Genomic DNA, 23285 nt, shown 5'->3' on the forward strand with positions numbered 1-23285 from the left:
GGGAGCAGACCATGAAACGCACCTGGACCATCATCGGCGTTGCCGACGTGGCGCGCAGCTACGCCTGGTATCAGAGCTTGCTCGGGCTGCCGGTCACGCAGCCTGCCCATGACTACTTCGGGCAGATCCTCGATACCGATGGGACGGTCCTGCTGTGCCTGCATCAATGGGGCGCGCACGAGCATCCATCCTTGACCAGCCCGGATCGCGCACAGCCCGGCAACGGCCTGCTGCTGTTCTTCCGCGTCGACGATTTCGCTGCGGCCCTGCCGCGCGCGCGGGCGCTGGTTTCAGCGCTGGAAGACGAGCCTCAGGTGAATCCGAACACCGGCACCGAGGAATTCACCGTGCGTGATCCTGACGGGTACTACGTCATGATCAGTGCGCTGGCTGACGACGCCTAGCGCCCGCTCGCGCCTTTCCCCGCGGCCAACGCCGCCAGCAGCTTGCCGGCGAGCTTTTCGTATTCGCCATCGAAGTGATGGCCGCCCGGCAGTTTGAGGATCGACATCTTCGGGCCACCGAGCGTGGCGCAGATCGAATCTTCGTCTTCCTCGCCGTAGGCACAGAGTATCGGCGGGTTCGCCGATGAGGCCTGCAGACGGGCCACTTCCGGGCGTGTCGGCTTGCCGTCGTCGACGCTGCCGACCCAGCTGCTCAAGTGGAATTCGAACTGGGCATGTTCGGCGAGGCCGAGCAGTACCACCAGCGAGATTTCGCTGCGGCTGGTCGCGGTCATGCGATTCAGCGCGAACGGCAGCACGTCCGCCCCCTGCGAGTAGCCGATCAGCAGCACCTTCGGCCGGTTCAGCGAGTGGCGGTAATAACGGATGATCCTGTCGAGATCGGCAGCGAAGGCTTCCGGCGTGCGTTCGCTCCAGAAGTAGCGCAGCGAATCGAGGCCGATCACCGGCATGCCGGCATCGGAGATGAAGTCCGCCACTTCCTTGTCGATGCCGGCCCAGCCGCCGTCACCGGAGACCAGGATCGCGAAAGTGTCGGTGTTCGGGGTGGTGCCAGCCGCCGGGACATCGGCGTCAACTTCGATCACCGGCAGTTCGCCCAGATCGCTCGGCGGCAGTGGCACGCTGCTGCGACCCTGCGCGGTTTCCAGCTGGTTGATGCCCTTGCGGTAGGCGGCGATCCAGTTCTCCGGCGCCGTGAAGCCGTGGCCGACTTTCGGCAACGACACCAGTTCGCCCTGATCGCTGCCGGCGACGAACTTGCTGACGCTGTCGAGATCGCAGACCTGATCGATTTCGCCGTGCAGGGTCAGCCACGGCGCGGTCAGCTTGGGGCTCGGCAGGAATTCGATGCCGCCGTCGGCGCTGCGTGGGGCCATGCGCGCGCCGTTGCCGGCGCAGAACGGCTTCTTCAGGTTCAGGTCCGGGCAGAAGCCGGTGGTGACCGCGCCGGCGAACGAGCCTTTCTCGGCCTGTGCGAGCACGCCATAGGCAAGCGTGGCGCCCGCGCCATGGCCGGCGAGGATCGGCTGCAGATAAGTCGGCAGACGCGCCCAGGCCTGAACGAAGTGGCTGAGGTTCTCGAAATCGCCAACCGTGTAGGCACATTCGCCGCCATCGGCTTCCAGCGCGCTGATCAGCTGCGGCGTACTGATCGCCACGACCATCGCGCCATCGGCGACCAGCGCCTGAACCATCGCCGCCGGGCCGCCGCGATCACGGGTGACCCAGCCGCCATCGCCGGACAGGAACAGCACGAAGGACTTCGGCGTGCCTTCCGGGCGATGGATCACCACATCCTTGAAAATGCCGTGGCTCAGGGTTTCCGGGCCGCTCGGCACAGCGGCCGCCGGCACCACGGCCGGAGCCGGGACTGCAGCAGCGGCTTTCGGTGCCTTGGGGGCAGCAGCCGATGCCGGAACGGAGACGATCGCGCCGAATGCCGCCGCGAGGATCAGTGCGAGGATCTGTGGGGGGATCAGTGGCTTCATGACTTCCAGATGACTTCCTTGATGCCGCCGGCGATCAGCGCAGCGGTATCGACGAGTACGCGGGGCAGCACCAGGCCGCCCGGTGAAGCGAGGTAGCGCGGGCGCCACTCGGGTTGAAACTTTTCCTTGTAACGTCGCAGGCCGTTGAAGTTGTAGAACGGCTCGCCATAGCGATGAACGATGCGGCCGAGCTTGTGCCAGAACGGCGCCAGCGGATGGTTTTCCAGGCCGGCCAGCGGGGCCATGCCGAGGTTGAACCAGCGATAGCCTTCGGTGTTGCCCCAGAGCATCAGCTCGATGAACAGGTAATCCATGACGCCCTTCGGCGCCGCCGGGCCGTAGCGCATCAGATCGATCGACATCTCTTCGCGCCCGGCACCGAGCCAGAGGTTGGCGAAGGCGACGATCTGGCCGTCCCGGAGCACGCAGGCGCAGTGGAAGCGACTCAGGTATTCGGGATCGAAACGGCCGACCGAGAAACCTTTTTCGGCCACCGATTTGCCGGTCAGCCAGTCGTCCGAAATCCGCCGCAGTTCGTCGAGCCTGGCCTCGACTTCGGCCGGCGCCAGCACCGCGAAGGTGGCGCCGTCGCGCTGGGCGCGGCGATGTTCGTTGCGCAGGCTCTGGCGCTTGGAGCCGACCAGCGAGAAGGTGGTCAACGGCACCCGCGCTTCTTCGCCGAGCTTGGCCAGCGACAGGCCCAGATCGAGATACAGCGGCAGCTGATCGGGCGACACCTGATAGAACACCGGCCAGCAACTGCTGCGATCAGCCAGTTCGCGGAACGCCCAGGTCAATGCTTCGACCTTGGCCGGATTACCCACCGGATCGCCGAGCGCGATCAGGCTGCGGCCGGAGCGCTGATACATGATGAAGGCGTCGCCATCCGGTCCGAACAGCAGCTGCTTGTCGCCGAGCAACGCCAGGTTGGCGATGGTGTTGCCGCCGTGGGTGGCGATGATGTTGGCTGCACGATCCAGGGCCGCGGCGTCCGGCGGGTCCGGTTCGCGGCGGGCCGGGCTCAGCAGCCGCCAGAGCATGTAGCCGGCGAACAGCAGCACGGTCAGCAGGCCGGCACGCATCAGGCGCGGGCTCTGATCGTCGAAGGCGAAGCGCCACCAGACTTCGCGGCTGTAATCGGTGCCGCGCGAGGACAGCATCGACACCCAGACCGCGACCGCCACCACCGCCACTGTCGCCATCAGCCAGCGCTGCGAATCGCGCACTTCAAGCAGCGAGGCGCGGCGATAGAAGCGCTCGCGCGACAGCAGCAGCACCACGAGAATCACCGACAGCAGGATCGCTTCTTCGTAGTCCAAACCTTTCAGCATCGACACCACGGCGCCGACGGCGAGCAGCACCAGGGTCAGCCACCAGGCGCCGTCAAGGCGGCGATAAAGGCCGCGCGCCAGGATCAGCAGGCCGACGCCAATGGCGCTGCCGGCCAGGTGCGAGAACTCCAGCAGGCCGAGCGGAATCATCTCGGACAAGCCCGCCAGGCGGCTGTCGATTGCCGGCGTGGCGCCAGAGATCAGCAGCACCGCGCCGGCAAGGAACACGGTGGTGGCCAGTACCGGCGGGGCCAGGGTTTCGACGCTGTCCTGAAGCCGGCTGCCGTAACGGCGGAAGCGTTCGTTCTGGGTGGCGAGCAGGCGCAGGCCGAGGAAGAACAGCGCCAGCACGAACGGCAGCAGGTAATAGACGACGCGATAGAGCAGCACCGCGCCGAGCACGCCTTCCGGCGGTGCGGCGGGCAGCAGCAGGATCAGCACCGTTTCGAACACACCGAGGCCGCCCGGCACATTGCTGATGGTGCCGGCGTAGATGGCCAGCACGAAGACACCGACGAAGGCCGGATAGCCGAGCGTCACCGTATCCGGCAGCAGGACATACAGGGTGGCGGCGGCGAAGCAGAGATCGGTGCTGGCGACGACGATCTGGCCCAGGGTCAGCGGCAGGCCCGGCAGGCGAAACTCGCGGCCGCGCCAGGTCAGCGGCCGGCGGCGGATGGCGTTGAGCAGCACGTAGGCGGCGACGATCGTCAGCAGCCCGGTGCCCAGTTCGCGGATGCCGGACGGCTCCAGATGCAGCACCCGGCCGGCATCGTCCGGGGAAGTGAGCAGGGACAAACCGAGCAGCGTCGCCACGCCGAGCGCGAAGGCGACCGACACCAGCGCGACGACACCAGCCACCTTCAGGCCCGGCACGCCGGCGGCCGTGTAGTCGCGGAAGCGGATCGAGCCGCCGGATACCGCCTGGAAGCCGACGCTGTGGCCGATGCCGAAGGCGATCAGCGAAGTCGGCGCCACCTGCCGCCAGGGCAGCGGATGATCGACGCCGCGCAGGGCCAGCCAGTCGTAAAGCGTCAGCACCGCGTAGCTGAGGCCACAGAACAGCAGCGCTTCGGCGATCCGCTCGCGCGGCAGCGACTTCAGGTGAACGAGGATTTCGCCGGGATTCAGCGCCGCCAGATTCTTTTGCAGCGCCCACACAGCCAGGGCGAGCACGGCCAGAGTCAGGCCGGCAACAAGAACGCGGCGGCGATCGGAAAACAGGGCGGCAAAGCGGGGCGACATGGCACTCGAATCGCTAAGGTCTAATGTCGACAGACCCCAAGGCGGCGGATTGTACTGTGCGACTCGCTCTCCACGCGAAAGGCGTAGGCAAAGCGACGCAGCAGGCCTGGGCACACTGACCACCGCTACTCGGCGAAGGTTCGGCGGCGGTTCGCCGACAGGCAAATGCTGCACTGCAAGATGGCATACTCGGGCCCTCGTAACGCTTACATCCGTTCATGTCAAAGAAGCTGATCGCCAGTCGCCAGAAGGATCTCGACCAGGCCGCGAACTACGCCGAATGGCAGGAGATCGCGACCGAGCTCGATCGTCTGGAAGGCGCCGATGCCTGGAAACAGGACGAGATGAGCGATGACTACGACTACCTGCTGATCAAGGAACGCCTGAACACGCTGCGCGAGCTGCGCAAGTCGGGCGAAGTGCGGCAACTGGTGTTCCAGCTCGCCGAGGGCCTGCACGGCAACCTCGGAAACGTCGCCGATCCGGTGCTGTACTCCTACGCCCGTGTCGGCACCAAGAAGCTGGTCGAGGAATACATCGAGGAATCGGCGCGCTGCCTGGATTACATCTGCGTCGGCGATTTCCCGGATTTCTCCAACGACGAGAAGATCCTGTTCTTCAAGCGCACCGGCACCAGCTTCGGCCGCTCCGCGCTGCTGCTGTCCGGTGGCGCCACCCTGGGCATGTTCCACCTCGGCGTGATCAAGGCCATGTTCGAGCACGACGTGCTGCCGCGGGTGATCTCCGGCTCCTCGGCCGGCGCGATCATCGCCAGCATGGTCGGCACTCGCACCGATGAGGAGCTGCCGGCGATCTTCGATCCAGAGTCGCTGAACCTGCAGGCGTTCCAGACCGTCAGCCTGCGCCAGGTTCTGAGCGGCAACGCGCTGATGGACCCTGCCCGCCTGCGCGCCTGCCTCGAACGCAACATCGCGCCGACCAGCTTCATCCAGGCTTTCGAGCGCACCCGGCGCATTCTCGGCGTCACCGTGTCGCCGGCGGAGGCGCATCAGTCCGCCCGCCTGCTGAACTACCTCACCGCGCCGAACGTCACCGTGCACTCCTCGGTGCTGGCTTCCTGTGCGGTACCCGGCGTGTTCCCGCCGGTGATGCTCGATTCGCTCGATTTCGAAGGCGTCACGCATCCGTACATGCGTTCCAAGCGCTGGGTCGATGGCTCGATCGCCAACGATCTGCCGATGCTCCGGCTGGCGCGCCTGCACAACGTCAACCACTACATCGTCAGCCAGACCAATCCGCACGTGGTGCCGTTCATGCGCGAAGCCCACCCGGGCCGGCGCACGATCACCGACGTGGTCCAGCACGTGGCGACCACCGCCAGCCGCGATCTGCTCAAGCTGACGCGCAGCTACGTGGGCGGCGCAGTGCCCGGGCGCATCGTCGACATGCTCAACGATGTCCTGCAGCAACGCTACAGCGGCGACATCAGCGTCTATCCGCGCCAGTCGCCGACCCAGCTGATGCGGATGTTCTCGAACCCCTCACCTGCCGCGATCGCCAACTTCATCCGCGATGGCGAGCGCGCCACCTGGCCGAAGCTGGAACGCATCCGCCTGCAGACGCGCATCTCGCGCTCGTTCGAGGACTGCCTGTTCTGGCTCAAGGATCACGGCCTGCGCCGCGCCGTCACCGATGGCCCGCGCACCCGCAGCCGCGGCGAGCGCCTGAAGCTGGCGGCGGTCGATGGCCGCCGCACCGACAACGGCGCTTGAGCCAGCGCCCGCCGCATCAACACGCATGAGGACTCTGGACCTGGTGAACACGCAGCGAGAACTGATCCCGGTGACGGCGCGCGGCGAAGCCACGCGGCAGAAACTGCTGACGGCAGCGGAAGTGGAAATCGGCGGCAACGGCTTTCATACCGCGTCGGTCAGCTCGATCACCGGTCGCGCCGATGTCGGCCAGGGCACCTTCTACCTGTACTTCCATTCCAAGGAAGAAATCTTCCTGAGCCTGGTCAAGGACATCGGCCGCCGGCTGCGCAAGCACATGGCGATGGCGATCGAAGGCGCAGAGAACCGTATGGTCGCCGAGCGGCGCGGCCTGGAAGCCTTTTTCGAGTTCGCGCAGGCGCATCCGGGCCTGTATCGCATCGTCCAGGAATCGCAGTTCGTCGACGAAACGGTGTTCCGCAACTACTACGAGCGCCTGGCAACAGGCTATGCCGCCGACCTCGCGGACGCCGGCACGCGCGGCGAACTGAGCCCGGGCGATCCGGTGGCCCGCGCCTGGTCGATCATGGGCATCGGCCATTTCATCGGCATGCGCTGGTGTCTCTGGCGGGGCGAGCGGCCGGGCCCGGCGCTGGTCGATGCGGTGATGGATTTCATCAGCCATGGCATCGCACCCCGCGACGCCGGCCTTCCTGCAAGCTTCGAGCGCTGACGCCACGGGTAGCCTTGTCGGCTGGCGTCAGCGGCCTCAAGCCCCGACAATCCGCGCCATGTCCGAATCCTCCCGCAACACGATGACGCCCCTCACTGTTCTCGTCACCGGCGCCAGCGCCGGTTTTGGCGCCGCGATCGCCCGCCGTTTCATTGCCGAAGGTCATCGCGTGATCGCCGCCGCGCGGCGCATCGACAAGCTGGCCGCACTGCGCACCGAACTCGGCGCCGCGCTGCTGCCGGTGACGCTCGATGTCACCGATCGCCAGGCGATCGAAGCCATGGCCGCCAGCCTGCCGCCGGACTGGGCGGCGATCGACGTGCTGGTCAACAACGCCGGCCTGGCCCTGGGCCTGGAGCCGGCGCATCAGGCCAGCCTCGACGACTGGGAGCGGATGGTCGATACCAACATCAAGGGCCTGATGACGATGACCCGCACCATCCTGCCGGGCATGGTCGCCCGCGGCCGCGGCCATGTGATCAACCTGGGTTCGACGGCCGGCGAATGGCCGTATCCGGGCGGCAACACCTATGGCGCGACCAAGGCCTTCGTCCGTCAGTTCACCCTGAACCTGCGCGCCGATCTGGTCGGCACCGGCGTTCGCGCCACCGACATCGAGCCGGGCCTCTGCGGCGGCACCGAGTTTTCGACCACCCGCTTCCACGGCGACCAGGCCAAGGCCAATGCCATGTACGCCGGCACCGAGCCACTGACTGCCGAGGATATTGCCGACGCCGTGTACTGGGTCGCTTCGCGTCCGGCGCGGGTCAACATCAACCTGCTGCAGTTGATGCCGGAATGCCAGGCGATCGGGCCACTGGTGATCAAACGCCAGCCCATTTCTGGTGCGGGAGCAAACTGATGGGCGCATTCAAGGATTCCGGCGTCATCGTCATCGGCGAGGACGAATACCACTGGCAGGTGCGCCACTGGATCGGCGGGCCGGTGAAGGGCGGCGGTGGCGGCTGCGGTGGCCTGTCGGTGACCGTGTCGACCGATCCCGGCAAGCGCCGCGAGCTGCTGGTCGAGTTCCCGTTCGTCGAGTTCGGCCACGGCAAGCCGAAATCCGAAGTGCAGTTCGCCAAGCGCCTGCAGGGCTGCATCGAGGCCGCGCTGGAAGAAGGCTGGCGCGCGAACTCGCGCGGCCGGCCGTGGATTCACGAAGCCGACCCGGCCTGAGGTCTTACAATCCGCCTCCGCAACCCTGAATGTCCGGCCGCCGCGCCGGTTTGAACGCGTCCCGATGAAATCCCAACTGCAGGACCTGCTGCGCGCCGCACTCGTCACCGTGCTCGATGGCTCCGCCGTCGCCACGCCGGCCGATATCCTCGTCGAGCCGGCGAAGGACAAGAAGAACGGTGACTTCGCGACCAATCTGGCGCTGACCCTGGCCAAGCCGCTCGGCAAGCCGCCGCGCGCGGTCGCTGAAGCGATCGTTGCGGCGCTGCCTCAAGGCGGCATCGTCGCCAAGGTCGAGATCGCCGGTCCCGGCTTCATCAATTTCTTCCTCGCCGCCGGCGCGCTGCAGCGGGTGGTGGTCGACATCCTGAAAGCCGGCGAAGGCTTCGGCATCGATCGTTCGGGATCGAAGGGCAAGGCGATGGTCGAATTCGTATCGGCCAATCCCACCGGCCCGCTGCACGTCGGCCACGGCCGTGGCGCTGCAGTCGGCGATTGCATGGCGCGGGTGCTCGGTGCCGCCGGCTGGCAGGTGTCGAAGGAGTTCTATTACAACGACGCCGGCAACCAGATCGCCAACCTCGGCGTGTCGGTGCAGGCGCGCGCGCGCGGCATCAAGCCGGGCGATGCCGACTGGCCGGAAGATGGTTATCGCGGCGAGTACATCGCCGATGTCGCGGCCTCGTATCTGGCCGGCGACACCGTCACCGCCGACGACCGCGCGGTGACCGCGAAGGCCGATGCCGACGATCTCGATGCGATCCGCGCGTTTGCCGTCGCCTATCTGCGCCGCGAGCAGGATCTCGATCTGCGCGCCTTCGGCGTGAAATTCGACGTCTATTACCTGGAGTCCTCGCTGTACACCGAGGGCAAGGTTGACAGCACCGTCGCAGCACTCCAGGCCAGCGGCCACACCTACGAGCAGGACGATGCGCTGTGGCTGCGCACGACGGACTTCGGAGACGACAAGGACCGCGTGATGCGCAAGCGCGAAGGCGGCTACACCTACTTCGTGCCGGACGTCGCCTATCACGTCAGCAAGTGGCAGCGCGGCTTCGTGCGGGTGATCAACGAACAGGGTGCCGATCATCACGGCACCATCGCCCGCGTGCGTGCCGGGCTGCAGGCGATGGACATCGGTATTCCGAAAGGCTGGCCGGAATACGTGCTGCACCAGATGGTCACCGTGATGCGCGGGGCTGAGGAAGTGAAGCTGTCGAAGCGCGCCGGTTCCTATGTGACCCTGCGTCATCTGATCGACGAAGCCGGCTGCGACGCGACGCGCTATTTCCTGGTCGCCCGCAAGAGCGATTCGCAGCTGATCTTCGACATCGATCTGGCTCGCGCGCAGACCAACGACAACCCGGTCTATTACATCCAGTACGCGCATGCCCGCGTCTCCGCGGTGTTCCGTCAGCTGGGCGAGCGCGGCCTGAGCTATGACCAGGCGGCCGGTTACGCAGCACTTGATCAGCTGGTCGAAGCGGATGCCGTGGCGCTGGTCGCGCTGCTTGGCCGCTTCCCGGAAACGGTGCAGGCCTCGGCACAGAATCTGGAGCCGCATGTCATCGCCCAATACCTGCGCGATCTCGCCGCCGCGTTCCACGGCTACTACCACGCGGTGCCGTTTCTGATCGATGACGCGAGCTTGCGCAATGCCCGTCTGGCACTGGCGCTGGCGACTCAGCAGGTGCTGAAGAACGGTCTGGCACTGCTCGGCGTCAGCGCCCCGGAGAAGATGTAATGGCCAAGGACTACGCCAAGCCACGCAACCCGAACGACAACCGCCAGCATCGCGGCGGTCCGGCCAGCCGCCGGCCGCCACCGCCTTCGCCGCGCGGCGGCAACGGTGCGCCGCAGATGCCGGGCTGGGTCTGGCTGATCATCGGTCTGGCGATCGGCCTGGTGGTGGCCGCGTTCGCGTACATCGATCGTCCTTCGCACCAGACCGCGATCGGTTCAGCCGCAACGTCTGCCGCTGTGCCGAGCAAGGACACGAAGAAGACCGATACCGCCGCCGCGAAACCCGGCGAGCCGCGCAAGGAAGATCTGCCGGTTCCGGACAAGGTGCCGCCGCGCTACACCTTCTACAACGAGTTGCCGAAGATCGAAGTGACGATCCCGCGCGAGTACTCGCGGCCGCCGCCGGCCAACAGCAGCAAGCCGGCGCCGGTGCCACCGGCCGAGGTCAAGAAGGCGCTCGATGCGCCGGGCGCTTATCTGGTGCAGGTCGGCGCCTACAAGTCACGCGAGGAAGCCGACAAGCAACGGGCCAGCCTGGCGCTGATCGGCTACGAATCGCGCATCGAACAGGTGACGCTCGACGAGCGCGACACCCGATTCCGGGTGCGCGTCGGCCCACAGCCCGATCTGGCTGCGGCTCAGGCCGTGCTGGCCAAGCTCGAAGGCAGCAACATCAAGGGCTTTCTGGTCAAGATCAAGGACTGAAGCGCCCCTTTCTCTGCTGCCATTCCCGCGCAGGCGGGAATCCAGTTCTGATGCGGCACGCTACGGCTAAAACTGGATGCCCGCCTTCGCGGGCATGACGGATTTTTTTGGAGCGCTCTACCCCAGCCGCAGCCCGCCATCGACCGGCAGGATCACGCCGTTCAGATAGCTCGCTTCCGGCCCCAGGAGAAAGGCGACGGCGCGGGCGATTTCCGCAGGCTGACCCAGCCGGCCGGCCGGAATCTGCGCCAGCTCTTCGGCCTTCTGCGCAGCGCTCAGCACGGTCGATTCCGCCCACAGGATGTGGCCGGGCGCGACCCCGTTGACCCGGACACGTGGCGCCAGTTCGACGGCCAGCGTTTCGGTCAATGACCACAGCGCCGCTTTCGCCGCGTTGTACGGCGCGAAGCCAGGCCGGGCATGCCGAGCCAGCGTATCGAGGATGTTGACCACCGCCGCGTGCTCGCCGAACAGCGGCAGGCAGGCCTGGATCAACAACAGCGGCGCCTTGAAGTTCGAGCTGATCAACTCGTCGAACAGCGCCGGCGTGATCGCACCGATCGGCGTACGCCGATAGCCCGAAGCATTGTTGACCAGCGCGTCGAGCCGGCCCCAGCGGGCATGGGCATCGACCGCGAGCTGGGCCACGGCGGCATCGTCGGCGAGATCGGCGGCCAGAACGGCCGCGCTATCCGCCCGTTGTGCGTTCAGCGCGCCGGCCAGAACGGCCGCTTCGGCGCGTGAACTGCGGCAATGGATGACCACGTTCATGCCGGCCGCGTGCACGCGCTCGACGATTGCCGCGCCAAGACGGCGCGCGCCGCCGGTGACCAGCGCCACGCCTGCCAGCGCTTCCTTGTCAGCGTTTTGCATGCTTCGTCCCGTATCCTGTGGCGCCGCAGACCGGCTGCTCGCCGGCCCTGCATTATCGACCATCACTGCCGCCCAACTCTTTCAACTGCCCTCCGCGCCCCCGTGAACGATCTGCTGCAAGTCATCCTGCTCGGCATCATCGAAGGCATCACCGAATTCCTGCCGATTTCCTCGACCGGCCATCTGCTACTCGCCGAACAATTCGGCCTCGGTCATCGTTCGGATCTGTTCAACATCGTCATCCAGGCGGGCGCGATTCTCGCCGTCACGGTGATCTACTGGCGGCGCCTTTGGCAGCTGGCCACCGGGCTCGGCGATGCCGACAACCGCGCCTACATCGGCAAGCTGGCGGTCGCGTTCCTGATCACCGCGGTGCTGGGGCTGATGGTCAAGAAGCTCGGCTTTTCGCTGCCGGACGAGATCGGACCGATTGCCTGGGCGCTGCTGATCGGCGGCGTCTGGATGCTGGCAGCCGAATGGCAGGCCGGACGACGGCCGTCACAGAACCAGATCCTGTGGACGGTGGCGATCGTCGTCGGCGTGGCGCAAGTCGTCGCCGGCGTGTTTCCCGGCACCTCGCGTTCGGCAGCGACGATCTTCGCGGCGATGCTGGTCGGCGGCGCCAGCCGCGCCGCGGCCACCGAGTTCGCGTTCCTGGTCGGCATCCCGACCATGTACGCGGCCAGCGCCTACGAGCTGTACGGCGAGTTCAAGCACGGCGGCGAAGGTCACGAGGACTGGACGGCGGTGATCGTCGGCTTCGTGGTTTCAGCCGTGGTCGCCTTCATCGCCGTGACCTGGCTGCTCCGCTACATCCAGACCCACCGCTTCACGGTGTTCGCCTGGTATCGCATCGCGCTCGGTCTGGGCCTGCTCGGCTGGCTGGCAGTTCGCTAGCTCACGGGGGCAGCAATACGTTCAGCAGCGGCGAGTGGCTGCCCTCGCCGGAGATGAACACCGAGCGGCCATCGGCGGCGATCGCGCCGGCCTCGGCCTGGTACAGCATCGGGGCGTCGAGCACTTCGGGCGCGGTGGCGAAGGTTTCCAGCCAGCTCTGTTGCGCACGACGCCGCCAGCGCAGCGTGTCCTTGTAGGTGACGACGATTGCGGTGCCGCCGTCGCGAGAAATATCCAGCGCCGTCGGCTGGCCGAAGAAGATGCTGCGGCCTGGATAGCTGACCAGATCGGTCATCGTCGGCCCTGGAATGCTGTGTACCTCGCCGAGCCGCTCGGCGACAGCGATGCCAACCGGCGGTTTGCGCTTCGGCAGCGGCAGGCGATACAGATACTTCGGCTGGCCACGCTTGCTGAGCAGGATGATGCTGCCATCGGTGGGATCGACGGCCACCGCTTCGCAGTCGCGCGGGCCGTTGTCATAGCGGAAATCGAGCTGCCAGAGCAGCTTCGCCTTGCCGACGCGGCCCGGATCGCTGACCGCGTACAAGGTCACCGACTTGCGCTTTTCCTGGTTGTCGCCGGTGTCGGCGATGAGCAGCGCCGGCTTTCCCTGCCAGTCGAACGCGGCGATGTCTTCCCAGTCGATCGCCTGAACACCGGCGATGTGGACGCTGCCGAGATCTTCGCCGTGGATGCCGATGCGGTACAGGTCCGGGCCAGCGCCGCTGTCGTTGTGGCCCCAGAGCAGGTCGGGATCGGCATGGGAAACCGCGAGGCCGCTGAGTTCATCGAGCGCCGGGCTGGCGACCCGCGGCGCGTCCGGCTGCGACAGCAGCACGCAGGAATTCAGCATCAAGCTCAGACCGAGCACCAGCCTCGGCAACGCAGAAACAGTCATCGGCAACACAGGTGGCAGCGGGTGAACGGCATCATAGCGGCCGCGGGATGAAGCTCTTGCGAAGTCGTCACCAACAAAAAGCCCGGCCGGAGCCGGGCGAAGTCGAGAAGAGACGGAACAGAATTAGCAATAGGCTTGCCAACTTCGGCTGCCGGGCCATCGTGCCGGCGATAACCTGATCCTGGAGACTGCAACGATGCGCGTTCACTGGCTACAACATGCTGATTTCGAAGGGCTGGGCAGCATGGAAGCCTGGCTGACGGCGCGCGGCCACACGGTCAGCGGCACTCGCTTGCAGCGTGGCGAAACCCTGCCCGAACTGGCGGCTTTCGACGTGCTGATCGTCATGGGCGGGCCGATGAATATCGATCAGCACGCGCTTTATCCCTGGCTGCGCACCGAAAAGGCGCTGATCCGCGCCGCGATTGAGCAAGGCCGGCGGGTGCTGGGCATCTGCCTGGGCGCGCAGTTGATCGCCGATGTGCTGGGTGGCCCGGTGACCCGCAATGCGGAGCTCGAAATCGGCTGGTTTCCGCTGCAGCTGACTGCGGAAGGACGCGCGCATCCGCTGCTGGTCGACCTGCCGGCGGAATTCACCAGCTTCCATTGGCATGGCGACACTTACGCGCTGCCGGCCGGCGCGACACGGCTGATCGAAAGCGCGGCCTGCGCACAGCAGGCGTTCGCCTGGGGCGGCTGCCGCGTGCTCGGCCTGCAGTTCCATCCGGAAGTCCGGCTGAACGACGCCGTCGAATGGTTTCGGCACGAATCGGTGACGCCATCCCGCTATGTGCAGACGGCGGACGAGATTCTCGCCAACCAAGCCGCGTTCACAGCGAACACACGTTGGACCGACGCAATCCTCGACCGCTTTCTGGCCTAGGGCCTGCGCCGGCATTCAATGCCGGCGCAGGCCAAGCGTCACTTGGTCAGCAGCAGCTTCCCGGCGCGGGTGACCTGCAGGCAGTAGCGTTCGCCGTGATGGACGATCACCAGCCGCCGCGTACGCCCGAACAGGCGGTCGCTGTGGAGTTCGGTTTCGACCCCTGCTTCGCCAGACACGGCGCTTGCGGGCATCGAGACTTTCGCCTGGACTTCCATGGGCTGCCGGCTGGCGGCGGACATCGAGCGGGGTGCAGACAGGACAGGTTCGATCATCGTTCGTCTCCTTGTTGAGAACGATTATCATTCTGTAATCGCAATTCGGCAAGCCCTATTTCGACCCAAACAAATAAATGGGCATATTTCTCAGAAAGCCGCGCTCAGCAACGCCGCGATGCCGAGCGCTGCGAACAGGCCAGCCGCGATGAAGCGGATCAGCTTGAACGACAGCTTCTGGGTCAGCCTTTCGGCAAGCAGCACGGCCGGCGCGTCGGCGATCATCATGCCGAGCGTCGTGCCGCAGACCACGGCCAGCAAGGAGTCGAAACGCGCCGCCAGTGCCACGGTCGCCAGCTGGGTCTTGTCGCCGATCTCGGCCAGGAAGAACGCGACGAAGGTCAGCAGGAACACGCCGTAGCGACCGACCGGTTTCGGCGCTTCGTCTTCGAGCTTGTCCGGCACCAGCGCCCAGGCGGCAATCGCGAGGAAGGTGACGCCGACCAGCCAGCGCAAGGTGTCCGGCGTGAACTGGCCGCGTATCCAGGCGCCGAAGAAACCGGCGACGCCGTGGTTGGCGATGGTCGCAGCGAGGATGCCGAGAAGGATAGGCACCGGCTTGCGGAACCGGCAGGCGAGCAGCAGCGCGAGCAGCTGGGTCTTGTCGCCGATCTCGCCGACGGCGACGACCAGCGTGGAAATACCGAAGGCTTCAAACATTTAGGAACTCTCGGGGCCGGGCGATCGTGGACGATTGACACGCGACCATGCCCGACCCGGGAGTGGCTGCGCGTCAAAGGTCTCGCCTGATGCGGGAAAGGCTTCCCGATCTGGATGCGCCACGATCTTGCGATCGATTGTGTTGACGCATCCCCCGATCAACGCCTGCCAGTACATCGGTCAGCGCGCCGGGTGACTACTCCCCAATGAGCCTGCGAAGTCTACCCGGATGACGCCACGAGCGGAACCCAGTCCTTGACCAAGGTCCTGTCGATGACCGCGTCCTTGTCCGTCCACAGGTCGTTGACCCAAGCCTGAAAACGCTCGCGGAAGGCTTCGTCATCCTGATAGTTGCCACCGAGCAGTTCGGCCGGCAGCGGCTTCACGTCGACCTGCACATAGGCCGCGTTCTGCTCGCCGCACAGCCAGCTCCACAGCTTGCTGCGGGTGTTGCCGGTGGGCAGGTAGACGATGGTCACGTCGATCAGCCCGGCGAATTGCTCGCCCATCGCGTTCAGGGTGAAGCTGAAGCCGCCGGATTTCGGCCGCAGCAGATGCCGGTACGGCGAACCCTTGGCCTGGGCTTTCTCCGGCGTGTAGCGCGTGCCTTCGACAAAATTGACCACGGCGATCGGTCGGCGCTTGAACTTCTCGCAGAAGCCGCGCGTGGTTTCCAGATCCTGATTGCGCAGATCGGGATTCTTCGCGATCGCCGCCGCCGAATTGCGCTTCATGAACGGCATGTCCAGCGCCCAGCAGACGAAGCCGACCAGCGGAATCCAGATCAGCTCACGCTTCAGAAAGAAGCGCGGGAACGGCGTGCGCCCGTACATGACGTCGAACAGGATCAGGATGTCGGCCCAGCTCTGGTGATTGCAGACGATCATCCAGCTCCGCGATGGGTCCAGCGCACCATTGACCTGCAGGTTCTCGCGCCGACCATGCAGCAGCTGGAACACCTGCTGATTGCCACCCACCCAGCCGTAGCCGGCGCACCAGGCGATCCAGCGATCGAGCTGGCGGGTCAGCGCCGGCAGCGGCACCAGCAGCTTGACGATCGCCGCTGGCAGGATCAGCAGGCCGGCCCAGAACATCAGCACGACGAACATCCCGGCGAAGGTCAGCACGCCGATCGCCTGCGGCGGTAGCCAGCGCTTCAGGCCCATATCGCGATGATCTCGAAGCTTCGCGCAATGTCGACCCGATCGAAAGTCAATCTCGCCACGCCGCAGTCTTGAGCCATTGGCAGAACTCCGTTTGATACTTTCTGCGGACCTGATCGTCAGACGAAGCGGCAAAGCTGCGCAAAAGATATCCGCGCAACCTGATTTCAGAGTTAGCCAATCCGAATCGATAGGTCACGCCAGACGTTTCCTTGTGCTGTTCTATGAAGGCCAGCGCCTTGACGGCAGCCGCGTAGGTCAATTGATCTTCCGTGACCTGGTAGTCGGGTACGACGGCGCTTTTCAATCCGGGACACAACAGCCCAGGGCTTCCATGCGCCGCGAAGCTTGCGCACACCAGCAACGCCAGCGGTGATCTCACATTCCGGATCAAGGCGCTTCGGCTTCGGCGATCTCGTGGTACTGCGGGCTCAGTTCGCGCACGGCTTCAACGAGGGCCGCGACGTTTTCGGGCGGCGTGCCCGGCACGATGCCGTGGCCGAGGTTGAAGATGTGGCCGTTGGCCGGACCGTAGTCGTCGAGGATCTTGCCGACCAGATCGCGGATCGTTTCCGGCGGCGCGAACAAGGCCGTGGGATCGAGATTGCCCTGCAACGCCACGCTGCCGCCGACCATGTGCCGCGCATCGCCGATGTTGGTGGTCCAGTCGACACCCAGACCGGCACAGCCGGTGGCCGACATTTCCAGCAGGAACTGACCGCAGCCCTTGGAGAACAGGATCACCGGCACGCCGGGCGCCAGCACTTTCAGGCGATCGACCAGCTTCGCCATCGAGGCCAGCGAGAAGAACTTGTAGCCTTCGCGATCGAGCACGCCGCCCCAGGTGTCGAAGATCATCAGCGCGTTGGCGCCCGCATCGGCCTGCGCAGCGAGATACAGCGCTACGCTTTCGGTGAGCTTGTCGAGCAGCGCTTTCAGCAAGTGCGGCGCGCCATAGCGCATCGCCTTGGCATTGCGGAAATCCTTAGAGCCGCTGCCTTCGATCATATAAGTGGCGAGCGTCCACGGGCTGCCCGCAAAACCGATCAACGGCACGCGGCCAGCAAGGCCTTTCTTGCAGGCGCGGACGCCATCCATCACGTAGCGCAGCTCGGTTTCCGGATCCGGGATCGGCAACGCGGCAATGTCGGCAGCGGTGCGCACGGTCTTCTTGAAGGCTGGACCCTCGCCCTCGGTGAAGTACAGGCCCAGGCCCATCGCGTCCGGAATGGTCAGGATGTCCGAGAACAGGATCGCGGCGTCGAAGCCGTAGCGATCGATCGGCTGCAGCGTGACTTCGCAGGCCAGATCCGGGTTCTTGCACAGGCTGAGGAAATCACCGGCCTTGGCGCGCGACGCGCGGTACTCGGGCAAGTAACGGCCAGCCTGGCGCATCAGCCAGACCGGCGTGCGGTCGACCGGCTGGCGCTTCAGCGCGCGGAGGAAGCGATCGTTCTGCAGATGTTCGGGCTGGTTGGTCATGGTGCGAGCGCGCTGAGGATTTCGGATTGGATGGCCAGCGCCGCAGCGCGGGGGTCTGCTGCATCACGGATCGGACGGCCGACGACGAGGTAATCCGCGCCGGCTTTCAGCGCGCGAGTCGGCGTCATCACCCGCTTCTGATCGCCGCTACCGCCAGAAATTACGTCGTTGTCGACCGGACGGATGCCCGGCGTCACGCAGATCAGTTCGTGCGGAGCTTCGCGCCGCAGCTTCTCGACTTCAAGGCCCGACGACACCACGCCGTCGCAGCCGGCCGCGAGCGCGCGGCGGGCTCTGGAGAGCACCAGCGCGTCGACATCGCAGGCAAAGCCGAGATCGTCGAGATCGCCGCGATCGAGGCTGGTCAGCGCGGTCACGGCCAGCACCTTCAGGCCGTTCGACTTGGCCTTCGCGGCGGCCTGCATGATCGCCTGGTTGCCGTGGATGGTGCAGAACTGCGCGCCCTGCTCGCTCAAGCGAGCCACCGCGCGAGCCACGGTTTCGGGAATGTCGAAGAACTTCAGATCGACGAACACCTTCTTGTCCTGCTTGCGCAGCCAGGTCAGCAATTCGAAGAAGCCGGGCGCCATGCACAGCTCCATGCCGATCTTGTAGAACGTGGCGGCATCGCCGATGCGCTCGACCAGCGCGCGGGCGTCCGCGGCTTCGGGGACATCGAGAGCGACGATCAGGCGGTCGCGGGGATCAATGTTGCTGCGGGTTTCGCTCAAAGTTTCAGATTCCGAAAAAAATGACGTCGATCGCGGCCATCAGCGCTTCGCGATCGGATTTGATCGAGCCAACCTTGCGGCCCAGCACGGTCCGCGGCAACGACACCAGTTCGCCGATGCGCAAGACCAGTTCGTCGTCTCCGAAGCGGATCACCGGGTTCAGGTGATGGACGATCGGGCCAGCATCGGCGCGGCGCACCAACGGGGCGACGAGGGCCGTGTCGAGCCCGGACACCAGATCAGACTGCAACTCGACCAGATAGGGCGCGTAATCGGCATCGGCCGCAGGCACTGCATGAACGTCGAACTGGGCCACGAGGCGTCAGTACCAGCGCGTCATGCCGCGATGCCAGAGGCCATCGCGCGCGACCCGTTCGTTATGGAACGCGATCGCCTCACGGTTCTCCTCCTGCCACTGCAGCGCCCGCTGCTCGCGCAGCTTCGCTTCCAGCGCTTCCTCCAGCACCCGCGACAGATTCAGCTTCTGCGCGCGCGCTTCATCGATCAGCTTGCTGCTGACCGACAGGTTCACGGCACGGCGTTCCGGCTTGGCGGTGGGGTTCTTGGCGAGCATCACAGAGTGTCCAGTTCGTCTGACATGCGCATTCTATCTGCGCACCGCTGAAATGTCCGCCTACAGCAGCCGCGCCGCGATCGCCTTCAACACCGCATGGGTGCGATCACGAGCATCGAGTCTGGCGAGGATTTCAGTCAGATGATTCTTCACCGTGCCATCGGAAATGTTCAGCGCGCGGCCGATTTCCTTGTTCGAGTAGCCGCCGGCGACCAGCCGCAGCACGGCCAGCTCGCGTTCGGTCAGGCGCACCGGTTTCGCATCGTCCTGCGCAGTGACGCGCCGCGCCGCATCGAGGCTCTGCGGCGACACCAGGCTGCGACCGGCGGCAACAGCGCGGATCGCGGCCGCCAAGGCATCCGGCTCGGCGTCCTTGAGCAGATAGCCCTGGGCACCGGCGCTGATCGCGCCCTGCATCAGCCCCGGATCGTCGAAAGTCGTCAGCAGCACCACCGGCGTGTAATCGCCACGCGCACGCAGCAGCTTCACGACTTCGATACCGGAATGCACGGGCATGCGGATGTCGCTGAGGATCACGTCGACCTGCGTGCCTTGCAGCGCCGCCAGCAGCGCGGCGCCATCGGCCGCTTCTATGACGATATCCAGGCCGCCGAGCGATTCGAGCAGCGCGGCCAAGCCCTTGCGGACCAGGGCCTGGTCGTCGGCCAGTGCCAGGCGAAGCACGGGCTCGCTCATGGCGACACCGGCAGTTGCGCGCTCAAGCGCAGCCCGCCTTCGGGCCGTACAGCAATGCTCAGCGCGCCGCCGAGCGCGGCCAGCCGCTCGCGCATGCCATGCAGGCCGTTGCCTTCATCGGGCAGCGCTTGCGCACGACCGTCGTCCTCGATCTGCAGTTCGATGCCTCGGTCATGACGCTGCAGCCGCAGCACGATCGTTGCGCAGGCCGCATGGCGCAATGCATTGGTCAGCCCTTCCTGGGCGACTCGCAGCAGCGCCTGTGCTTGATCGAGCGTTGCTGGACGCGCCGCCGCATCCAGCTCGAAGCGCAGCACCGGTCGCGACAGCGACGGCGCCAACGCCCGCAGCGCGGCATGCAGATCGATGCCGTCATGGGCGCGCAGGGTATCGACGACACCACGGACATCGGCGAGCAGTTCATCGGACAACCGCATGCAATCGTCGACCCCCTTGCGCTGCGGCTCGGCCACCTCGCGCTCGATCATCCGCAGCTGCAGCTTCAGCGCCGTCAGCTTGTGGCCGGCGATGTCGTGCAGCTCGCGCGACAGCCGCAGCCGCTCTTCGCCCCGTGCCGATTCGAGCAGCAGCTGCCGCGTCGCCAGCAGCTCGGCGTTGATCGCCCGCAGTGCATCGCGGGCTTCTTCGGCGCGGCGGGCATATGTGGTGGTGAGCGCCGCGAACGCCTGGAAGCCGACATAGGACAACAGCGCGGGAATCGCACTGGCCGTGCCCCAATGCGCGATCAGCAGCGCCGCCAGCACGGCATTGATGGCCAGGGTCAGCAGCAGCGCAGTCCGCAGTGGATAAACCGCGAACATCTGCGCGGCGACCAGGATCAGCAGCACCGCCATCGAACCGGATTGCGGCAGGCCCCAGATCGCCAGCAGCGCAGCGACCGCTTGGGCCAGCACCAGCCGGCACACGGCGGCATCGCGATCCAGCAGCGCGGTGTTGGCGCGACGCACGAACAGCAGTATCTGCAGCACCAGACCCGTTGCGCCGATCAGGGTCCGCGCATCGAACGCCAGCCGCTCATTGAGCAGATCGCGTAGCGGATCGACGGCAATCGCCAGCCAGGTGATGTACGCCGCCAGGCTGAGCGGCGCAGTCGGCGAGTTCCAGGACGAGCGGGCAGCGGGCGGCGCGGGATCGATCATCCGTCGAGCATCGCAGTACGGCGACAGCGCGCCAAGGTGAGTTTTCTCACCCCCTGCGCATGCCTTTTCTCACCTGTGCGCAGCAGCAGCCGGCTTCGACAATGGCCGCACACCCTGAACCAGAGTTTTCCATGACCGACCTCGCCCTGCTGGCCTATGCGCTGATCGTCAAGCTGCACATCGCCGCCGGCGTCATCGCGCTGATCGCGTTCTGGACTGCCGGCTTCGCCCGCAAAGGACGCGGCGGGCTACACGTAAGCGCCGGCAGCATCTATCTGATGGCGATGCGCGCAATCCTGATCACCGGCCTGCCGATGGCGCTCTCATCGTTCATCAAGGGGCATCCGGGCCAGGGCGTGTTCCTGAGTTATCTGGTTGTGCTGGTCGCAACGACCGTCTTCGTGGCGCCGCGCGCGGTGCGCTTCAAGCAGGATTTCGATGGCTTCCGCAGCGGCGCCTATCGCTTCTACGCCGTGCTGCTGCCGGCCACGGCGCTGGCGGCGATGAGCTACGGCCTGGTCGCCGGCAATGCGCTGCTGATCGGCTTTCCGGTAGTCGGCCTCGTCATCGGCACCGGCATGTGGCGCAACCTGCGCCGCGCCAGTCCGGACGCCGGCTGGTGGCTGAAGGAGCATTACGGCGCGATGATCGGCAACGGTGTCGGCACCCATATCGCCTTCCTTGCCATCGGCCTGTCGCGGCTGCTGCCGAAAGCGCAGGCGGAAACGGCGCAACTGCTGGCCTGGTTCGGACCGCTGACCATCGCGACCATCGCCATCGTCCTGCTCAATCGCCGGCACCGGCGGCGCCATTCGCAGCCGCTGCTGGTGCACTGAACGGCAGCCTCGGGGGTTGACCCTCGGTTGCCGGGGCAGGAGGCTGCGGATTCAATGACCGCCATTCCTGCCGCGAGACGAGACATGCCTGAAGCGCTGAAGCAGCAGAAGTCCCGCTCGACCATTCGCCTGCTGGCTACCGCGGTGCTGCTGAGCCTTGCCACTGCGGGCGTCGCCGCCCCGGCCACGCCTGCCGCCGAGCCGAAGCTGCCGGTTCCGCTTGACCCGAGCATGTTCACCGGCATGCTCAAGGGCTACAAGGACTGCCGCGCGAAGTACGCCGAGATGGATGCGCGGGTCGATGCCGCCGGAGTCCGCGATGGCAGCTACTACCGGGTGCCCGGCTTCCCGTACTTGCGCACCGATCGCTACACCGCCTCATTCAAGGACAAGGTCAGCGGGCTCGACGAAGTCGCCGGCTGGACGCGCCGCATGCGCGAGTTCGATCAGGAAGCCCGCGAGTTCGAGTACCAGAACCTCGGCATGTCGACCGAGGAAATCGGCACCTGGCGCTATGACCTGCTGTCCTGCGGCAGCGGCCTGGCCAACCTCGAACTGTTCGAGGAAAAGAACATGGCCTTCCTGCGCAAGCAGGTCATCCCCGGCAGTGACTACCGGCAAGCGCCCACCAAGCTGACCGAGGTCCAGCGCAAGGCGATCGCAGCGCAGGACGCCGAGGTCCTCAAGCGCTTCACGGCTGCGCTGCCGGCGGCCGATGCCAAGGCGCCGCTGAAGCTCTGGAGCGTGAAGCCGGTCGAGGACATGGCGCTGATCGAGAAGGGCTATGGCAATGCCATTCCCGACGAACTCGGCGTGCCGGCGCTGATCGACTCGCAATGGCGCGCGTTCGCCGAGCGCCACGCACCGACACTGTGGATCGAGACCGCCGGCAGCCGCGATCAGCCCGGCATGCCGATCGCGAAGGACAGCGCGGTGACGGTCGATCCAGCGCAGCCGCGCATGCACTACCAGATCACCTTCACCCGCTTCGGCGACTTCCCGCTGGCGCAGATCAATTACTTCATCTGGTTCGCCGGCCGCGACGGCAACGAGGGCGCGCTCGACAGCCTGATCTGGCGAGTCACGCTCGATACCAAGGCCGAACCGCTGGTCTACGAGAGCGTCAACGCCAGCGGCCGCAGCCATCTGTGGTTCGCCGCCCAGCCGCTGAAGCGTCGCCCGGCCAGCGGCAAGGCCACCGAGCCTGCCGCACTGTTCCCGCAAGCCGAGCCGATCAAGGGGCCGGTCGCCTTGCGGATCGCCGCCGGCAGCCACGCACTCCAGCGCGTCGTGCCACTGGCCTCCATCGCTGCCTCAGGCAACAGCAGCGCCTACGAACTGCGCCGCTACGAAGAGGTGTTCACGCTCGCCACCGCCAGCGGCAAGACCCGCAGCCTGTACGACACCAGCGGCACCATTCCCGGCATCCGCGACACCGAGCAGGTCCCGGTTCTTGGCGACAGGGTGACCACGCCCGGCGCGCTGCATGTACTGGGTCGCGTGCCAGTCGCCGCCACGGGGCAAACCTACTTCGACGATGCCGATCGGCTCAATTCGCTGTTCGTCGCGCCGGGTACAACCACCCGCTGAAAGC

General features: G+C 66.0%; 25 protein-coding genes and 1 riboswitch. Of the genes, 11 read left to right on the forward strand and 14 right to left on the reverse strand.

The features are described from left to right. Positions 1 to 11: 11 nt before the first annotated feature. Complete coding sequence (locus G513_RS0109180) at positions 12 to 404, forward strand: VOC family protein (RefSeq protein ID WP_022976541.1); 393 nt, start codon at positions 12 to 14, stop codon at positions 402 to 404. Here the strand turns inward: G513_RS0109180 and G513_RS22275 are convergent. Both G513_RS22275 and mprF read right to left on the reverse strand, forming a co-directional pair. Further along, positions 401 to 1954, reverse strand: a complete 1554-nt coding sequence (locus G513_RS22275; RefSeq protein ID WP_022976542.1) for an AcvB/VirJ family lysyl-phosphatidylglycerol hydrolase — start codon at positions 1952 to 1954, stop codon at positions 401 to 403. The two genes, G513_RS0109180 and G513_RS22275, sit on opposite strands and share 4 nt — an antisense overlap. Then, entirely contained in the window at positions 1951 to 4530 is a 2580-nt protein-coding gene (mprF, locus tag G513_RS0109190; RefSeq protein ID WP_022976543.1) for a bifunctional lysylphosphatidylglycerol flippase/synthetase MprF, read from the reverse strand. The genes G513_RS22275 and mprF overlap by 4 nt, the downstream gene beginning before the upstream one ends. 218 nt (positions 4531 to 4748) lie before the next feature. Between mprF and G513_RS22280 the strand changes: the two genes are divergently transcribed. The 6 genes from G513_RS22280 to G513_RS0109220 all read left to right on the forward strand — a co-directional run bounded on the left by G513_RS22280 (position 4749) and on the right by G513_RS0109220 (position 10563). Beyond that, entirely contained in the window at positions 4749 to 6263 is a 1515-nt protein-coding gene (locus tag G513_RS22280; protein ID WP_022976544.1) for a DUF3336 domain-containing protein, read from the forward strand. 25 nt (positions 6264 to 6288) lie between these two features. Beyond that, entirely contained in the window at positions 6289 to 6936 is a 648-nt protein-coding gene (locus G513_RS0109200; protein ID WP_022976545.1) for a TetR/AcrR family transcriptional regulator, read from the forward strand. 58 nt (positions 6937 to 6994) lie between these two features. After that, positions 6995 to 7798, forward strand: coding sequence for an SDR family oxidoreductase (locus G513_RS0109205; protein ID WP_022976546.1), 804 nt, complete (start codon positions 6995 to 6997; stop codon positions 7796 to 7798). Beyond that, a complete protein-coding gene (locus G513_RS0109210; protein ID WP_022976547.1) occupies positions 7798 to 8115 on the forward strand; it encodes a hypothetical protein in 318 nt (105 codons plus the stop codon). Before G513_RS0109205 ends, G513_RS0109210 begins: the two co-directional genes overlap by 1 nt. A gap of 64 nt (positions 8116 to 8179) precedes the next feature. Then, complete coding sequence (argS, locus tag G513_RS0109215; protein WP_022976548.1) at positions 8180 to 9859, forward strand: arginine--tRNA ligase; 1680 nt, start codon at positions 8180 to 8182, stop codon at positions 9857 to 9859. After that, positions 9859 to 10563 (forward strand): SPOR domain-containing protein, encoded by a 705-nt coding sequence (locus G513_RS0109220; RefSeq protein ID WP_022976549.1) that lies wholly within the window; start codon positions 9859 to 9861, stop codon positions 10561 to 10563. The genes argS and G513_RS0109220 overlap by 1 nt, the downstream gene beginning before the upstream one ends. Before the next feature lie 117 nt (positions 10564 to 10680). Here the strand turns inward: G513_RS0109220 and G513_RS0109225 are convergent, their stop codons facing one another. Continuing rightward, positions 10681 to 11436: an SDR family oxidoreductase gene (locus tag G513_RS0109225; protein ID WP_022976550.1), complete on the reverse strand. Its 756-nt coding sequence runs from the start codon at positions 11434 to 11436 to the stop codon at positions 10681 to 10683. A gap of 102 nt (positions 11437 to 11538) precedes the next feature. Between G513_RS0109225 and G513_RS0109230 the strand changes: the two genes are divergently transcribed. After that, positions 11539 to 12333: an undecaprenyl-diphosphate phosphatase gene (locus G513_RS0109230; RefSeq protein WP_022976551.1), complete on the forward strand. Its 795-nt coding sequence runs from the start codon at positions 11539 to 11541 to the stop codon at positions 12331 to 12333. A 1-nt stretch (position 12334) separates the two neighbouring features. On the opposite strand, the gene G513_RS0109235 is transcribed toward G513_RS0109230, so the two are convergent. After that, positions 12335 to 13231, reverse strand: a complete 897-nt coding sequence (locus tag G513_RS0109235) for a hypothetical protein (protein ID WP_028475337.1) — start codon at positions 13229 to 13231, stop codon at positions 12335 to 12337. A 196-nt stretch (positions 13232 to 13427) separates the two neighbouring features. On the opposite strand from G513_RS0109235, the gene G513_RS22285 reads away from it, so the two are divergent. Continuing rightward, the gene (locus G513_RS22285; protein ID WP_022976553.1) at positions 13428 to 14114 is read left to right on the forward strand and encodes a type 1 glutamine amidotransferase; all 687 of its coding nucleotides are present in this window, start codon (positions 13428 to 13430) and stop codon (positions 14112 to 14114) included. Positions 14115 to 14152: 38 nt separating this feature from the next. Here G513_RS22285 and hemP read toward each other — a convergent pair whose 3' ends face one another. The 10 genes from hemP to G513_RS22295 all read right to left on the reverse strand — a co-directional run bounded on the left by hemP (position 14153) and on the right by G513_RS22295 (position 20855). After that, complete coding sequence (hemP, locus tag G513_RS22290; protein WP_022976554.1) at positions 14153 to 14389, reverse strand: hemin uptake protein HemP; 237 nt, start codon at positions 14387 to 14389, stop codon at positions 14153 to 14155. Positions 14390 to 14479: 90 nt separating this feature from the next. After that, positions 14480 to 15049 carry a TMEM165/GDT1 family protein gene (locus G513_RS0109250; RefSeq protein WP_022976555.1) on the reverse strand — a complete coding sequence of 190 codons (570 nt, stop codon included), beginning with the start codon at positions 15047 to 15049 and terminating at the stop codon, positions 14480 to 14482. A 22-nt stretch (positions 15050 to 15071) separates the two neighbouring features. Then, positions 15072 to 15266: riboswitch (yybP-ykoY riboswitch) on the reverse strand. A gap of 4 nt (positions 15267 to 15270) precedes the next feature. Further along, positions 15271 to 16215 (reverse strand): 1-acylglycerol-3-phosphate O-acyltransferase, YihG family, encoded by a 945-nt coding sequence (gene yihG / locus G513_RS0109255; RefSeq protein ID WP_022976556.1) that lies wholly within the window; start codon positions 16213 to 16215, stop codon positions 15271 to 15273. A 46-nt stretch (positions 16216 to 16261) separates the two neighbouring features. Continuing rightward, positions 16262 to 16606: a hypothetical protein gene (locus G513_RS0109260; RefSeq protein ID WP_156891508.1), complete on the reverse strand. Its 345-nt coding sequence runs from the start codon at positions 16604 to 16606 to the stop codon at positions 16262 to 16264. After that, on the reverse strand, positions 16603 to 17694 hold the full coding sequence (gene hemE, locus G513_RS0109265; RefSeq protein WP_022976558.1) for a uroporphyrinogen decarboxylase: 1092 nt from the start codon (positions 17692 to 17694) through the stop codon (positions 16603 to 16605). The genes G513_RS0109260 and hemE overlap by 4 nt, the downstream gene beginning before the upstream one ends. Further along, the gene (gene pyrF, locus G513_RS0109270) at positions 17691 to 18425 is read right to left on the reverse strand and encodes an orotidine-5'-phosphate decarboxylase (RefSeq protein WP_022976559.1); all 735 of its coding nucleotides are present in this window, start codon (positions 18423 to 18425) and stop codon (positions 17691 to 17693) included. Before pyrF ends, hemE begins: the two co-directional genes overlap by 4 nt. Positions 18426 to 18429: 4 nt before the next feature. Next, complete coding sequence (locus G513_RS0109275; protein WP_022976560.1) at positions 18430 to 18741, reverse strand: CcdB family protein; 312 nt, start codon at positions 18739 to 18741, stop codon at positions 18430 to 18432. A gap of 6 nt (positions 18742 to 18747) precedes the next feature. Further along, positions 18748 to 18999, reverse strand: coding sequence for a type II toxin-antitoxin system CcdA family antitoxin (locus G513_RS0109280; protein ID WP_022976561.1), 252 nt, complete (start codon positions 18997 to 18999; stop codon positions 18748 to 18750). Between the two features lie 60 nt (positions 19000 to 19059). Beyond that, positions 19060 to 19695 carry a response regulator gene (locus tag G513_RS0109285; protein ID WP_022976562.1) on the reverse strand — a complete coding sequence of 212 codons (636 nt, stop codon included), beginning with the start codon at positions 19693 to 19695 and terminating at the stop codon, positions 19060 to 19062. Next, a complete protein-coding gene (locus G513_RS22295) occupies positions 19692 to 20855 on the reverse strand; it encodes a sensor histidine kinase (protein WP_022976563.1) in 1164 nt (387 codons plus the stop codon). Before G513_RS22295 ends, G513_RS0109285 begins: the two co-directional genes overlap by 4 nt. A gap of 131 nt (positions 20856 to 20986) precedes the next feature. Between G513_RS22295 and G513_RS0109295 the strand changes: the two genes are divergently transcribed. After that, positions 20987 to 21691: a hypothetical protein gene (locus G513_RS0109295; protein ID WP_022976564.1), complete on the forward strand. Its 705-nt coding sequence runs from the start codon at positions 20987 to 20989 to the stop codon at positions 21689 to 21691. A gap of 84 nt (positions 21692 to 21775) precedes the next feature. Then, positions 21776 to 23281 carry a hypothetical protein gene (locus tag G513_RS0109300; RefSeq protein ID WP_022976565.1) on the forward strand — a complete coding sequence of 502 codons (1506 nt, stop codon included), beginning with the start codon at positions 21776 to 21778 and terminating at the stop codon, positions 23279 to 23281. The last annotated feature ends 4 nt before the right edge of the window (positions 23282 to 23285 follow it).

Origin of the sequence: Nevskia ramosa DSM 11499 (assembly GCF_000420645.1) — a bacterium.
Classification (GTDB): Bacteria; Pseudomonadota; Gammaproteobacteria; order Nevskiales; family Nevskiaceae; genus Nevskia; species Nevskia ramosa.